At 69.8% G+C, this 12,737-nt stretch carries 10 protein-coding genes and 1 pseudogene; 3 read left to right on the top strand and 8 right to left on the bottom strand.

The window, feature by feature from the left end; genetic code table 11:
• Positions 1–250, bottom strand: a 250-nt coding sequence (locus AB0M52_RS20765) for a nitroreductase/quinone reductase family protein (RefSeq protein WP_363955987.1), incomplete at its 3' end; no start/stop codon positions are given.
• A gap of 188 nt (positions 251–438) precedes the next feature.
• On the opposite strand from AB0M52_RS20765, the gene AB0M52_RS20760 reads away from it, so the two are divergent.
• Positions 439–1,563: a LacI family DNA-binding transcriptional regulator gene (locus tag AB0M52_RS20760; RefSeq protein ID WP_363955984.1), complete on the top strand. Its 1,125-nt coding sequence runs from the start codon at positions 439–441 to the stop codon at positions 1,561–1,563.
• Here the strand turns inward: AB0M52_RS20760 and AB0M52_RS20755 are convergent.
• The 5 genes and pseudogenes from AB0M52_RS20755 to AB0M52_RS20735 all read right to left on the bottom strand — a co-directional run bounded on the left by AB0M52_RS20755 (position 1,550) and on the right by AB0M52_RS20735 (position 4,748).
• Positions 1,550–2,068, bottom strand: coding sequence for a pyridoxamine 5'-phosphate oxidase family protein (locus tag AB0M52_RS20755; protein ID WP_363955981.1), 519 nt, complete (start codon positions 2,066–2,068; stop codon positions 1,550–1,552). The genes AB0M52_RS20760 and AB0M52_RS20755 overlap by 14 nt on opposite strands.
• Before the next feature lie 112 nt (positions 2,069–2,180).
• Entirely contained in the window at positions 2,181–2,588 is a 408-nt protein-coding gene (locus AB0M52_RS20750; RefSeq protein ID WP_363955978.1) for an arsenate reductase ArsC, read from the bottom strand.
• Between the two features lie 214 nt (positions 2,589–2,802).
• A pseudogene (locus AB0M52_RS20745) lies at positions 2,803–3,510 on the bottom strand (MIP/aquaporin family protein); the annotation flags it as partial.
• Between the two features lie 51 nt (positions 3,511–3,561).
• Positions 3,562–4,236: a helix-turn-helix domain-containing protein gene (locus tag AB0M52_RS20740; protein ID WP_363955975.1), complete on the bottom strand. Its 675-nt coding sequence runs from the start codon at positions 4,234–4,236 to the stop codon at positions 3,562–3,564.
• 128 nt (positions 4,237–4,364) lie between these two features.
• Positions 4,365–4,748, bottom strand: a complete 384-nt coding sequence (locus AB0M52_RS20735) for a metalloregulator ArsR/SmtB family transcription factor (RefSeq protein WP_363955972.1) — start codon at positions 4,746–4,748, stop codon at positions 4,365–4,367.
• Between the two features lie 161 nt (positions 4,749–4,909).
• On the opposite strand from AB0M52_RS20735, the gene AB0M52_RS20730 reads away from it, so the two are divergent.
• On the top strand, positions 4,910–6,316 hold the full coding sequence (locus AB0M52_RS20730; protein WP_363955969.1) for an FAD-dependent oxidoreductase: 1,407 nt from the start codon (positions 4,910–4,912) through the stop codon (positions 6,314–6,316).
• A gap of 103 nt (positions 6,317–6,419) precedes the next feature.
• Here the strand turns inward: AB0M52_RS20730 and AB0M52_RS20725 are convergent, their stop codons facing one another.
• Positions 6,420–6,791 carry a metalloregulator ArsR/SmtB family transcription factor gene (locus tag AB0M52_RS20725; RefSeq protein ID WP_363955966.1) on the bottom strand — a complete coding sequence of 124 codons (372 nt, stop codon included), beginning with the start codon at positions 6,789–6,791 and terminating at the stop codon, positions 6,420–6,422.
• 215 nt (positions 6,792–7,006) lie between these two features.
• Between AB0M52_RS20725 and AB0M52_RS20720 the strand changes: the two genes are divergently transcribed.
• Positions 7,007–10,099 (top strand): hypothetical protein, encoded by a 3,093-nt coding sequence (locus AB0M52_RS20720; RefSeq protein WP_363955963.1) that lies wholly within the window; start codon positions 7,007–7,009, stop codon positions 10,097–10,099.
• Positions 10,100–10,189: 90 nt separating this feature from the next.
• On the opposite strand, the gene acnA is transcribed toward AB0M52_RS20720, so the two are convergent.
• On the bottom strand, positions 10,190–12,737 hold a 2,548-nt coding region (gene acnA / locus AB0M52_RS20715), incomplete at its 5' end, for an aconitate hydratase AcnA (protein WP_363955961.1).

Here is a 12,737-nt window from a genome sequence, read left to right as displayed (position 1 = left end):
GCCGGCGTCGTGGGCGTAGTTGCCGGCGTAGGTTGTGGTACCAGTCGGGATTGGTGGGAGCGCCGCCCTTGGACGCGAACACGGCGTAGCCGTCGTCCACCTTCTGGTACATCACCGGGTTGACGCGAGGCTGGCCGCTCTTGGCGCCGACCGTGTGCAACAGCAGCAGCGGCGCGCCGGCGAACTGACCACCCACCTGCCCACCGTTGGCGCGAAACTCAACGATGATCTTGTCGTTCCAGTCGCTCATGGCTTCTCCTCGCCCCCGCGCACCGGCTCCTTGAACACGATTCTGACAGTCCGGGCCGCGCGTGACACCGCGACGCGACCAAGCACCAACGAGTACTGACAGCACCGGGGCGGTTCACGAATGTCCACCTCGGTGAGGCACGATGTTGCGTCAAACGCTCCGAGTCACCGGCTACACCTGATTTGCGGATGACACTTGTGGCTATGCCAGAACCATCACCACCGCTACCCAGCATCGATCCGCCGCGCGCGCCGACGCTCGACAGCGTCGCGCGACACGCGGGAGTAAGCCGCCAGACCGTCAGCAACGCCCTGAACAACCCGAGCGTCGTTCGACCAGAGACCCTGCAGCGGGTGCGGGCGGCGATCGAGGTGCTGGGTTATCGGCCGTCCGCGGCTGCGCGCAACCTGCGTACTCGACGATCCCGCACGATCGCCATGCGGCTGCATCCGATCCGCGACGGTGTGAAGGGAATGGTGCATGACCGATTCGTGCACGCAGTCGTCGAAGCAGCCCGCGAACACGATCACCGGGTGTTGCTGATCCCACTTGCTCGACGAGCCGACGAGACTGCAGCATTTGCCGACGCCGTTGCTCGCGGCGAGGCGGACGCGGCACTGCTGACTGCCGTCGAACGTGACGACCCCCGTCAGGCGGAGCTCGTCCGCCAGCGGGTGCCATTCGTCTCTTTCGGACGGCATTGGGGAACCACCGGCTGCGGGCCGTGGGTGGACATTGACGGGGCGGCAGGCACCTACCAAGCCACGCAGCATCTCCTGCGTTGCGGACACACCCGCATCGGATTTCTCGGCTGGCCCCGCGGCTCCCGCGTGGGTGACGACCGTCGAGCCGGCTGGGCCTCCGCGCTCGCCGACGCGAGCGTGCCCGCTGATCCCCGCCATGAGCTGGAGGTCGTTGATAACACCGATCACGCGCGGTACGCCGTCGAAGCCGTTCTACAGCTTGACACACCCCCCACGGCGCTGGTCTGCGCGAGCGACACCCTCGCCCTTGGCGCCCTGCAGACGGCCGGCTTACGCGCCGCGCACGCCGCCGCTGAGATCGCCATCGTCGGCTTCGACGACACCCCAACAGCAGCCACGGTTGGCTTGACGTCGGTGGCCCAGCCCCTGCCGGAAGCCGCTCGAGCGAGCGTCAGGTTGCTCATCGCCCTGATCGAAGGTCATGCGTCGGCGCACGACGAGCAGGTGCTCATCGAACCCCGCCTGGTGCCGCGCGCCAGCACCCTTCGACACGTAGACGAGCAAGGGCGGCCGCGCGGGGTCGGACTTGGTCGGGTCAATTGGCGGTGAGCTTGTCGACGTCTGGGGCGTAGACGGTCATCCAGTGCGGGTGCAGCCGGTAGAAGACCACGTCGTTGTCCCAGTCGAAGGCGTCGTCGCCGTAGAAGTCCTTGACGTACGCGAGCAGGTCTGGCCAGTCCGCGGCAGGCTCGCTGTCCGCAGGGTTGAGGATCTCCACCGTGCCGTGCGTGAACACGCCCAAGTCCTCGCCACGCATGTGCGCGACGCTGGCGGCCGGACGGGCGGCGAGGTGGCGGGCCTTGGCGGCGCTGCGCGCCGTCCCGAAATGCCACTTGCCGTGTAGGAAGTGCCCGTCCACGCCGCTGATCCGCGGCTCGCCCTTCGCCGTCACGGTGGACAGGGCAAGGGTGCACATGCCGGTGAGCACCTGGGTGAGCTGCTCCGCGGTCAGGGTGCGCTCAGCGATGATCGAGCGGAGATGCGAGGTGGAGCGGGACAGGGAGGAGTCCAGAAGGCCCTGGAGCTCTTTGAGATCTTCCGGCGTTTCGCGCATCAAGGTCCTCATCTATTCGCAAGGTCGGTGCACGTCCACCACCGACGCCGACCGGTGACACCATGCTCGACCAAAAACCTGACACCTTGTGTCGTACTTCTTTTCCTACCTGTCAGGCGGTGGGGCGTAGCTCAGCGAGGAGCGTCTCGACCCGGGTGCGGATCCCGTCGCGGATGGGGCGCACGGCGTCGACGCCTTTGCCGGCGGGGTCTTCGAGTTTCCAGTCCTCGTAGCGCTTGCCGGGGAAGACGGGGCAGGCGTCGCCGCAGCCCATGGTGACGATGACGTCGGAGGATTCGGCGGTGTCGTACGCGAGGAGCTTGGGGGTCTGGTCGGTGATGTCGATGCCGACCTCGCGCATGGCCTCGACGGCGGCCGGGTTGACCTGGTCTGCGGGGGCGGAGCCGGCGGAGCGGACCTCGACGGTGTCGCCGGCGAGGTGGCGCAGCCACCCTGCGGCCATCTGGGAGCGGCCGGCGTTGTGGACGCAGACGAACAGCACGCTGGGCTTGTCACTCATGGGGTGCCTCTCATGCGGTACGAGTCGTGGGACCGGTTGACCGGCGCGTCGTCGGGGGCGAGGGCGAGGTGGTGGTCCGGGTCGCTGTTGCGGTCGACGCTGCGGTAGCGGCCGGGGTCGTACCGCCGGTTGGCAAAGCCGCGATCAGGCCGAGCCGTGCTGGTATCGCGTGGGCGCGGTGTCATGAACGGCGGCCGGCGGCGGTTTCGTCAATGGGGACGACGACCTGGTCGGCGGCGGTGCCCGCGTCGGGGTAGAGGGCGACGAGCAGGCCGATACCGACGGCGAGGCCGACGATCTGGGCCAGGACGAACCCGGGCACCGAGGTGGCGGCGATGCCCGCGAAGGTGTCGGTGAACGCGCGGCCGATGGTGACCGCCGGGTTGGCGAACGAGGTCGACGACGTGAACCAGTACGCGGCGCCGATGTAGGCGCCGACGGCGGCGGGGGCGACGGTGGCGCGGCCGGAGCGGGCGAGAGCGAAGATCAGCAGGATCAGCCCGGTCGTGGCAACGATCTCGCCCAGCCACAAGTGGCCGCCGGAGCGGTCCTTGCCGGAGAAGTCGACGGCGGCGAGGTCGAACATCAGGTTTGCCAGCACCGATCCGGCGATCGCGCCCAGCACCTGGGCCACCACGTAGCCGCCCAGATTGCGGGCGGTCAGACCGGTGCCGGTGCGGCGGCCGAGGAACCAGTCGGCGGCGGATACGACCGGGTTGAAGTGGGCTCCCGAGATCGGGCCGAAGATCAGGATCAGCGTGCCGAGCGCGAACGCGGTGGCGGTGGAGTTCTCCAGCAGTTGCAGGCCGACGTCGCCGGGGGAGAGCGTGGTGGCCATGATGCCGGAGCCCACCACGGCGGTGACCAGCAGGGCGGTGCCGATGAACTCGGCCAGCAGGCGCCGCCGAAGTGCGATGGTCATCAGTCTGTGCTCTCCATGATCTGCGGAGCCTCGGCTCGCCGGGGTGGTGGATTACGGGGTGATGGCGGGGGCGAGGCGGTCGACGCGGTCGGCAAGGTCGGCGTACGCGGCCTCGAACGCCGCATCGGTGTCGACGCGGACCGGGTCCGGCACGGACCAGTGCAGCTGGGGGCGCACCTGTCCGGTGAGGTCTTCGTGGGCGTTGTCGCAAACGGCGATGACCAGGTCGTCGTCGCGGACGACGTCGCTGACGTGCGCGGTGCCGGTCGGGTTCAGGGCGAGGTCGTGGCGGTGGGCCACGGCAATCGCGCGGGGATGCACGCGGGCCGCCGGTTTGGTGCCGGCCGAGGCCGCGGCCCGGTGGGTGCGGCGCTTCCACAGGGCGGCGGCCAGCTGGGAGCGGGCCGAGTTGTGGGTGCACACGAACACCACCCGCCCCACGTCGGCCAGCGGGGCAGGGGTGAGAACGGCCAGGGCGGCCGGTTGGAGCCGCAGGTAGGTGCGCCGCCGGTCGCCCTCGGACCGGCCGCGCAGGACGAGGCCGGCTTCGGTGAGCACCTTGACGTGGTGGGCGACGAGGTTGGTCGGCATGTCGAGGGTGTGGGCGATCTCCCCGGGGGAGGCGTCGCCCAGGGTGAGCGCGTCCACGATCGCCAGGCGTGCGGGGTCGCCGAGAGCGGCGTGGATCCGTGCGCGCCCGGCCAGGGAGGCAAGCTCAATGTCCATTGACTCAACTATCGTTGAGTGATAGGTCCCGTGTCAAGCCTGTGCTCGGCCGCAGGCATGTTGGTTCAGCCTCGAACACGTCGAGCGCCCGCGGGCGCGGCATCGCGCGGCGGTGGTGGGGTGGCGGCTTACGGCTGCGCCGCGGGCGCCGGCTCGACCGACAGCAGTGCGGCGAGTTGCCGCAGGATCTGTGGCCGGGCCCGGTAGTAGACCCAGGTGCCCCGCCGCTCGGCGTCCACCAGGCCTGACTCGCGCAGCGTCTTGAGGTGGTGGGAGATCGTCGGGCCGGTCAGGTCGAACGCCGGGGTCAGGTCGCACACGCATATCTCTCCGCCCTCGGCGGAGGCGATCATCGACATCAGCTGCAGCCGCACCGGGTCGCCGAGGGCCTTGAGCGCGGGCGCGAGGGCCGCGGCCGTCTCGGCGGGGACCCGGCGCTGCGCCAGCGGTGGGCAGCACGGTGCGTCGGCGTTGAGGTCGGCGACGGGAAGCGAGGCTTGCTGCTTCGACATGTCTCTAGGTTGACATCTCTCTAATCAGCGTGCAACTGTCTGCTTAGACGGACGTCAAGACAGGCGTACCTGAGGGATGAGGACGAGCATGTTCGGCCCCACCCGCCGCAGCACAACTGCACATCCTTGATTCGACAGCTTCAACACGGAGGAGTTTCCTGATGAGTGTCCTGGACGAGCTGCCCGTCGTGGTGATCGGCGCCGGCCCGGTGGGTCTGGCCGCCGCCGCCCACCTGCACGAGCGCGGCCTGCCCTTCCTCGTCCTGGAGGCCGGCGACACCGCCGGCGCGGCGGTGCGGCAGTGGGGACACGTCCGTGTGTTCTCGCCGTGGCGGTACAACATCGACACGGCAGCCCGCCGCCTGCTCGACGAGGCCGGCTGGGCCGCCCCCGACCTCGACGCCCTGCCCACCGGCGCCGAGCTCGCCGGCGACTACCTCCAGCCCCTGGCCGAGCTGCCGCAGCTCAAGCCCCACCTGCGCTACGGTGCACGCGTCGAGGCCATCAGCCGCCTCGGCTACGACCGGCTGCGTACCGCCGGCCGCGAGCAGACCCCGTTCCTGATCCGCCTCGCCGACGGTGACGACCTGCTGGCCCGCGCGGTCATCGACGCCTCCGGCACCTGGGGCACCCCCAACGTCCTCGGCGCCTCCGGCCTGCCCGCCCGCGGCGAGAACGAGGTGGCCGCCTACCTGGAGCACGCGTTGCCGGACGTGCTCGGCACGGCACGGAACAGGTTCGCCGGCCGACACACCCTCGTCGTCGGCGCCGGCCACTCTGCGGCCAACACGCTGCTCTCCCTGGCCGAACTCGCCGCCGAGGTGCCGGGAACGCAGGTGACCTGGGCAATCCGCACCGACAGCCCAGCGCGCGCCTACGGTGGGGGTGACGCCGACGCTCTCCCCGCCCGCGGCGCGCTCGGCACTCGGCTGCGGGCGCACGTGGACACCGGTCGGATCCGGCTGCTCACCGGCTTCTCCGTCCACGCCCTCACCCCGACCGATGGCCGCGTTGCGGTGGTCGTGCGGCACGCCGACGGTAGCGAGGAGCAGGTGCTCGTCGACCGGATCGTTGCCGCGACCGGCTTCCGCCCGGACCACTCGATCGTCGCCGAGCTGCGCCTCGACCTGGACCCGATCATGGGCGCCACCCGGGCTCTGGCCCCACTGATCGACCCGAACGAGCACTCCTGCGGCACCGTGCCTCCGCACGGCGTCGACGAACTGGCTCACCCCGAGCCCGGCTACTACGCCGTCGGCATGAAGAGCTACGGCCGCGCGCCCACCTTCCTCATGGCCACCGGCTACGAGCAGGTCCGCTCCGTCATCGCCGCCCTCGCCGGCGATTGGCAGGCAGCCCACGACGTCCAGCTCGACCTGCCCGAAACCGGCGTGTGCAACAGCAACCCCGTCGACTCCACCGGCACCGACAGCTGCTGCGGCCCCGCCCCCACCGCTGCGGCTGCGGGCCGAGGCCTGGCCACCGGCCTTTCCGGTGGACTGCTGTCCGCGCCGCTGACCCTGATCACCCCCGGCGAGGGCCAGACCGGCGGTTGCTGCGGCAGCTGATGCCCACCACGGCCCCCACGGTGCCTCGCCGCCGCCAGCATGCCGGCCGACACGACACGTAGCGGCGGCAACGCCCGGTGAGCAGCCCGGCCGGGCGCTCCTCTCAGCGGGCCTTCTTTGTTGCCCGCTTGCGGGGCGGAGTCAACAGGTCGGCGACCGCCGCGATCGCGGACGGCACCAGGCGGTAGTACGCCCAGACGCCCCGCTTCTCGCGTTCGAGCAGGCCGGCCTCGGTGAGGATCCGAAGGTGATGACTCACGGTCGGCTGGGAGAGACCGAGCGGCGCGGTGAGGTCACTCACGGACGCCTCGCCGTCGGGGGCGGACTGGATCAGGCTGAGCAGTCGCAGCCGGGCCGGGTCGGCGAATGCCTTCAGCACTCCCGCGAGCCGCTCGGCGTCGGCACGTTTGATTGGCTCGCCGGCAAGCGGCGAGACGGCCGGTGTAGCTGTTTTCGCAGTTCCCACATCTCCCATCGTTCCACCAATGCCATCGACAGGTCGGTAGAACCGCGCTGGTAGTGGAATCGTCGGGCTCGGGCTCCGGCTTGGGATGTTCGTCACAAGGCTCGACCGGCCGCGAGCGGACAGCCAGCGGTTCCAGTGACTTTCCAGTGGCTCACGCGAGCCTCGTGAACGGCCGGACGCCATCGCGTCCGGCCGTCACCATGCACGCACAAGGGAGAGAGCAAGTGCGACAGGAAAGTAGAGGCGGCGTCCACCGGCGCGCCTCGGTTCCGGCCGGCCGGATCCGCCGGATACTCGCTGGCCTGCTGGCCGGGGCGATGCTGGCCAGCCTGCCTCAGGTGGTCGCCGCCGGGCCGGCGAGGGCGGCTGAGCCCATCAAGATCGACGAGGCGGCGCTGGACCGCCAACTCTTCGTCACTCATGTCGGCCTGCGGTACGCAGACCCGGTTCTCGCCCAGCGGGACGCGGTGCTCAGCGCCGAGCTGGTCGGCTGGCGGGAACGCAACCCGGCGGCGGACGCCGCCGCGCTCACCGCGCATGCCGACCTCATGGCCGGCCGGATGGCGGCCAAGCTCACCGAGGACGACAAGCGGCGCTCCTCCTGGGAGCTGACCCTCCGCCTGATCGAGATCCTCAACGACACCACCAACGACAACACCCGTACCCCGGCGGCGATGGCCTCGCCGACCATGCTCGCCGTCACCCAGGAGCTTGTCGGTGTCGGCCGACCCAACCTCGGCTCGGTGCGGGACGTCGTCACCAACCTGCGCCGCTCCTCCTCCGACGAGGACCGGGTGGCCGCCGTCCGGCGGATCGCCTGGTCGGCGGTGCGCGTCCAAGCGCTGCAGGACGCGACCTTCGCCGAGGTGTGGCGGACCCGCTACGGCGCCCCCCGTGGGATCCGGCCCACCGTCGGGTCGGCCGGCCTGCACAACGATCCGCTGCTCAAGGGACGGTTCAACGTGTCGGCCCTGCTGGCGGCGGTGGCGGAGGGGAACGTCGCGAAACTGGAGGCCGAGGCGGATCAGCAGTTCGACCAGATGCTGGCTGACCTGCGCACGCAGACCAGCCAGGCGATCGCCAAGGCCGAGCAGCTTGATAAGGCATACGGCGCCAAGACCGACGGACCCACCCCCAGCGAGGCGGCCCGGACTGCGGCGGAGGCCGACGCCAAGGGCCGCAAGAAGTACATCGACGACAGCAAGGAGATGATCACCGGCCTGGCCCAGATCGTCACCTTCGTCGACAAGAACGCCGGCAAGCGGGTCAAGGGCATCGGCGACGCGGCAGTGAAGGTCGCCACGGCGATCAACGACTACCTGCCGAAGATCGCCGGACTCGGCGCGAAGGAGGCCATCTTCTCGCTCGGCACCGCCGCGCTGGCCGGCAACATCATCGGCGTGGTCGGCGCCATCGTGCCGCTCTTCACCGGGCCGAGCGTGGAGCAGCGGATGCTGGACCAGCTCGCGGGCATCCGGAACGACATCAAAGCGCTTTCCGACAAGATGGAAACCCGCTTCGACGCGATCGACGCGAAACTCGTCCAGCTCTTCGAGAACACCGAAACACGTTTCAACGAGCTGCTCGAGCGCCAGAACCACACCATCGAGAAGCTGGTCGAAATCGAACGGGCCCTGTTCCAGCTTTCCGTGCAACTCGACACCTGGGGAGCCGAGATCCTCGCCGCGCAGCGCACCAGCCAGATGACGCCGCTGCTCAACACGATCGACGGCGCCGTGCACCACGCGGACAAGTACGACGGCGCGGTGCTGCCCTGGGACGACTTCTGGCGGGCGGAGCGGGATCTGCACGTCGGCGCGACGGTCACCATGCGTGCCGAACCGTTCGTCGGGCCGAGTCCTGGCTCCTATGCCAATGCCGACGTCATCTCGGTGATCAACCGGGGTGGGGACGACGTGTTCGGCCCGAACGGTGCCATCGCATACCTGGACTGGTACGCCGCCACGAAGTACGGCCACCCTGGGACCGGCCGGCAGGTCGCCGATGTGGCCAACTGGAACGTGCTCAGCGGTGCCTACGAACTGATGTCGGCGGAGAACCCGCAACACACCCGGCGGGTTGCCGCGGACCGTATCACCGCCCTGGTCAACGACGGCGAGTCGCTGCTCGACGCGCACCGGCACTTCAGCAAGCCACTGGACAAGACGGAGAACGGCGACTGGACCAACAACCTGTTCACCAAGCTGGTCGAGGGCTACCAGAAGGCCACCAAGGAGGTCAACGATCTGCTGATCGTGGAGCGTGACGCCATCCGGGGCGACCGCCGGCACGACATGTTCGATGATGCCGATCAGCAGGCCCCGGCCGAGGGACGGACGGTCGACCCGACCAAGGTGCCGGCCTGCCAGCCGGGTTCCAGCCAGCAGCTCACCCGCCCGGCCCAGGTGACCATCGCGAAGACCCCGGAGATCGCCCACCTGGCCCGGCACGTCCTGCCCGCCGGGCCGGTGATCCGGCTCTGCCACGAGGCACAGCTCGTCAATCTGGAGATCGAACCGCAGGGCCCGTGGGACGTCGAGCGGGGCGACATCCAGGTGACGATGGCACTCCAGGTGGTCTGGGGCGATCAGACCCAGCGCTTCACGGACTGGTCGGCCGTCATGCCGGTCGGTGAGGTGTGCCGCCGCAACCGGAACACCGGGGTGGTCGGCGCGTGCTACGACGCGGGGCACTTCCTGGGCCAGTGGGACGTGCGTTTCCGCACCCAGTTCGAATCCGCCGCGCAGCAGGGCGGCGAGAACGCCGAGGTCGAGACGCGAGCCCAGAAGGAGGTGAAGGACCGGCTGAACGCGGACATGCAGCGGTACTACGACACGGTCTACCCGGAGATCAGCGACGCCACCACGTCGCTGGGCAAGGCCAACGCCGAGGTGACCAAGGCCGTCCAGTTGCTCCAGGCCTACTCGAAGCTCGGCTGGGCGCGGGCGTTGGAGCACGACGAGTTGCTGGCCATGGTCCTCTTCGGCGGCGAGCAGTTGCCGGCGGACCTGCCCAACCGGTCGCCGGTGGTGACCGCGAGCCTGCTCGCCGCGCGCGACAACGTCCGGGAAGGCAAGTCGCCAACTGACGGGCTGGCGTACGCCGAAGACTGCGATGAGTCGGCCGTGCCGGCGGCCGAGCGGGTCGACCCGGTGAGCGACTGCCTGCGCAGCCTCGCCCTGCACCGTACGGCGGTGCTCGCCGACCGGTACAAGGTCAACTCGGCGCGGCTGAAGCACGGCGAGTACGTCGAGGGTCCGCCGCTGATCGTGGAGCGGGTCCAGAAGCTGCGGATGGTCCGCGACGCGACTCGCTGACCGAAGCGCGGAAGCCGAGCGGATCCACCGGGTGCCGTCGCGTCGTTCCGACGCGGCGGCACCCGGTGGTCAGGCCGGGACGCGGGTTGGTCAGGCAGGAAGCCGGTGGCGAAGGACGTACGGCATGATCCCGCCGTGCCGGTAGTACTCGGCCTCGCGTGGGGTGTCCAGGCGGACCTTGGCCGAGAACGTGACGTGTCCGGCGTGCACGGTGACCGTGCCGGGTATCGGGTCGGCCAGCCCGGTGATGCTGAAGGTCTCGTGGCCCGTGAGGCCGAGACTGTTGGCGCTGTGGCCGTCGACGAACTGCAGGGGCAGGATGCCCATGCCGACCAGGTTGGAGCGGTGGATGCGTTCGAACGACTCGGCGAGTACAGCCCGGACTCCCAGCAGGGACGGACCCTTGGCCGCCCAGTCGCGGGACGAGCCGGCGCCGTAGTCTTTGCCGGCCAGTACGAGCAACGGCAACCTTTCCGCCCCGTACGCCATCGCGGCGTCGTAGATCGACGCGACGGAACCGTCATGGAGCGTGTAACCACCTTCGGTGCCCGGGACGAGCTGGTTGCGTAGCCGCACGTTCGCGAACGTGCCGCGCATCATCACCTCGTGGTTGCCGCGGCGAGAGGCGTAGGTGTTCAGCTCGCCGGGTGGCACACCGAGGTCGCGCAGGTACCGGCCGGCCGGGGTGTGCGTCGGGATGGCGCCGGCAGGCGAAATGTGGTCGGTGGTGACGGAGTCGCCGAGCTTGACCAGGATGCGTGCGCCCACGATGTCGGCCAGCGGCGGCGGTTGGGCAGTCGTGGCCTCCAGGTAAGGCGGCCGCCGTAGGTAGGTGGAGGTGTCGTCCCAGACGAAGGTGGCGCCGACCGGCGTCGAGAGTTCCTGCCAGCGTTCGTCGCCGGTGAACACCTCGGCGTAGGCGCGGGTGAACATCTGCGGGTCCACGGTGGCGTCGATGACGTCCTGGACCTGCCGCGAGGTGGGCCAGATGTCCGACAGGTAGACGGGCTCGCCGGTGTGATCGAGCCCAAGCGGTTCGCTGGTCAGGTCGATGTCCATCGTGCCGGTCAGCGCGTAGGCGACGACCAGCGGTGGTGCGGCGAGGTAGTTCATCCGCACGTCGGGGTGGATGCGGCTGTCGAAGTTGCGGTTGCCGGAGAGCACCGCGACGACTGCGAGGTCGTGGTCGCGGACGGCTCGCGAGACGGCGGGGATGAGTGGCCCGGAGGCGCCGATGCAGGTCATGCAGCCGTACCCGGTCAGGTGGAAGCCGAGCTTTTCCAGGTAGGGCGTGAGGCCGGCCTTGTCGTAGTAGTCGGTGACCACCCGTGACCCGGGAGAGAGGCTGGTCTTGACCCAGGGCTTGCGGCCCAGGCCGCGCCGCACGGCGTTGCGGGCCAGCAGCCCGGCAGCCACCATGACGGACGGGTTGGACGTGTTGGTACAGGATGTGATCGCGGCGATGGCGACATGTCCGTCGTCGAGCGTCGTCGGCTCCCCGTCGATCACCATGGGTACGGACCGGCGGATGGGCTCGGCCGCCGCGTGCGGCGATACGTCGGTGGGGTTCGCGTCCTGGAGGGCTCGCCGGAAGGCGGGCTTCGCGGCGCTGAGCGCCACCCGGTCCTGCGGCCGCCGTGGTCCGGCGAGCGAGGGCACGACCGCCCCGAGATCGAGGTCGACGATCTCCGAGTACCGGATCTGCCGGCCCGGGTCGTGCCACAGGCCCTGCTCCCTCGCGTACGCCTCGACCAGCGCGACCTGGGTGGCGGGCCGGCCGGTGAACCGGAGGTATCGCAGGGTCTCCTCGTCGATGGGGAAGTACGCGCAGGTGGAGCCGAACTCGGGGCTCATGTTCGCGATGGTGACCCGGTCGGGCAGGGTGATCTCGGCGATGCCGGGTCCGGAGAACTCGACGAAGCTGCCCACCACCCCGTGGCGACGCATCAGCTCGGTGACGGTGAGGACGAGATCGGTGGCGGTGCTGCCCTCGGGCAGCGCGCCGCGCAGCCGAACTCCGACGACACGGGGCAGCCGGATGGACAGCGGCTGGCCGAGCATGACGGCCTCGGCCTCGATGCCGCCGATGCCCCAGCCGAGCACACCGAGCCCGTTGACCATGGTGGTGTGCGAGTCCGTGCCCAGGCACAGGTCGGGGTACGCCCACCCGTCGTCGACCATGACGACCCGGGCCAGGTGCTCCACGTTGACCTGATGCATGATGCCGGTGCCCGGTGGCACGATGGCCAGATTCCGCAGATTCGTCTGGCCCCAGCGAAGGAAGCGGTACCGCTCGGCGTTACGCGAGTACTCGATAGCCACGTTCAACTCCCGCGCCTCCGGGCGGCCGAACACGTCGGCGACGACGGAGTGGTCAACGACGAGTTCAGCGGGGATAGACGGGTTGACACCCCCAGGGTCACCGCCGAGGGCCACGATCGCGTCGCGCATCGCCGCCAGGTCGACCAGGGTGGGCACGCCGTTGGTGTCGTGCAGGAACACGCGGGCGGGGTGGAGATCGATCGCGATTTCGTGCGCGTCGTCCGCACCCCAGTTGCGCAGGGCGTGGATCGCTTCGGCGGTGCCGTCGCCGTCCTCGTGCCGCAGCAGGTTCTCCAACACGATCCGGAGGCTGTAC

The organism is Micromonospora sp. NPDC051296 (assembly GCF_040682255.1).
GTDB classification, from domain to species: domain Bacteria; phylum Actinomycetota; class Actinomycetes; order Mycobacteriales; family Micromonosporaceae; genus Micromonospora; species Micromonospora craterilacus.
Note: the sequence above shows the minus strand (reverse complement) of the source record. Positions and strands in the feature narration are given on the sequence as shown.

Excerpts from the sequence above, each read along its gene's own strand:
- AB0M52_RS20760 (WP_363955984.1), top strand. The coding sequence starts at position 439 with ATGACACTTGTGGCTATGCCAGAACCATCACCACCGCTACCCAGCATC.
- AB0M52_RS20755 (WP_363955981.1), bottom strand. The coding sequence starts at position 2,068 with ATGCGCGAAACGCCGGAAGATCTCAAAGAGCTCCAGGGCCTTCTGGAC.
- AB0M52_RS20750 (WP_363955978.1), bottom strand. The coding sequence starts at position 2,588 with ATGAGTGACAAGCCCAGCGTGCTGTTCGTCTGCGTCCACAACGCCGGC.
- AB0M52_RS20740 (WP_363955975.1), bottom strand. The coding sequence starts at position 4,236 with ATGGACATTGAGCTTGCCTCCCTGGCCGGGCGCGCACGGATCCACGCC.
- AB0M52_RS20735 (WP_363955972.1), bottom strand. The coding sequence starts at position 4,748 with ATGTCGAAGCAGCAAGCCTCGCTTCCCGTCGCCGACCTCAACGCCGAC.
- AB0M52_RS20730 (WP_363955969.1), top strand. The coding sequence starts at position 4,910 with ATGAGTGTCCTGGACGAGCTGCCCGTCGTGGTGATCGGCGCCGGCCCG.
- AB0M52_RS20725 (WP_363955966.1), bottom strand. The coding sequence starts at position 6,791 with ATGGGAGATGTGGGAACTGCGAAAACAGCTACACCGGCCGTCTCGCCG.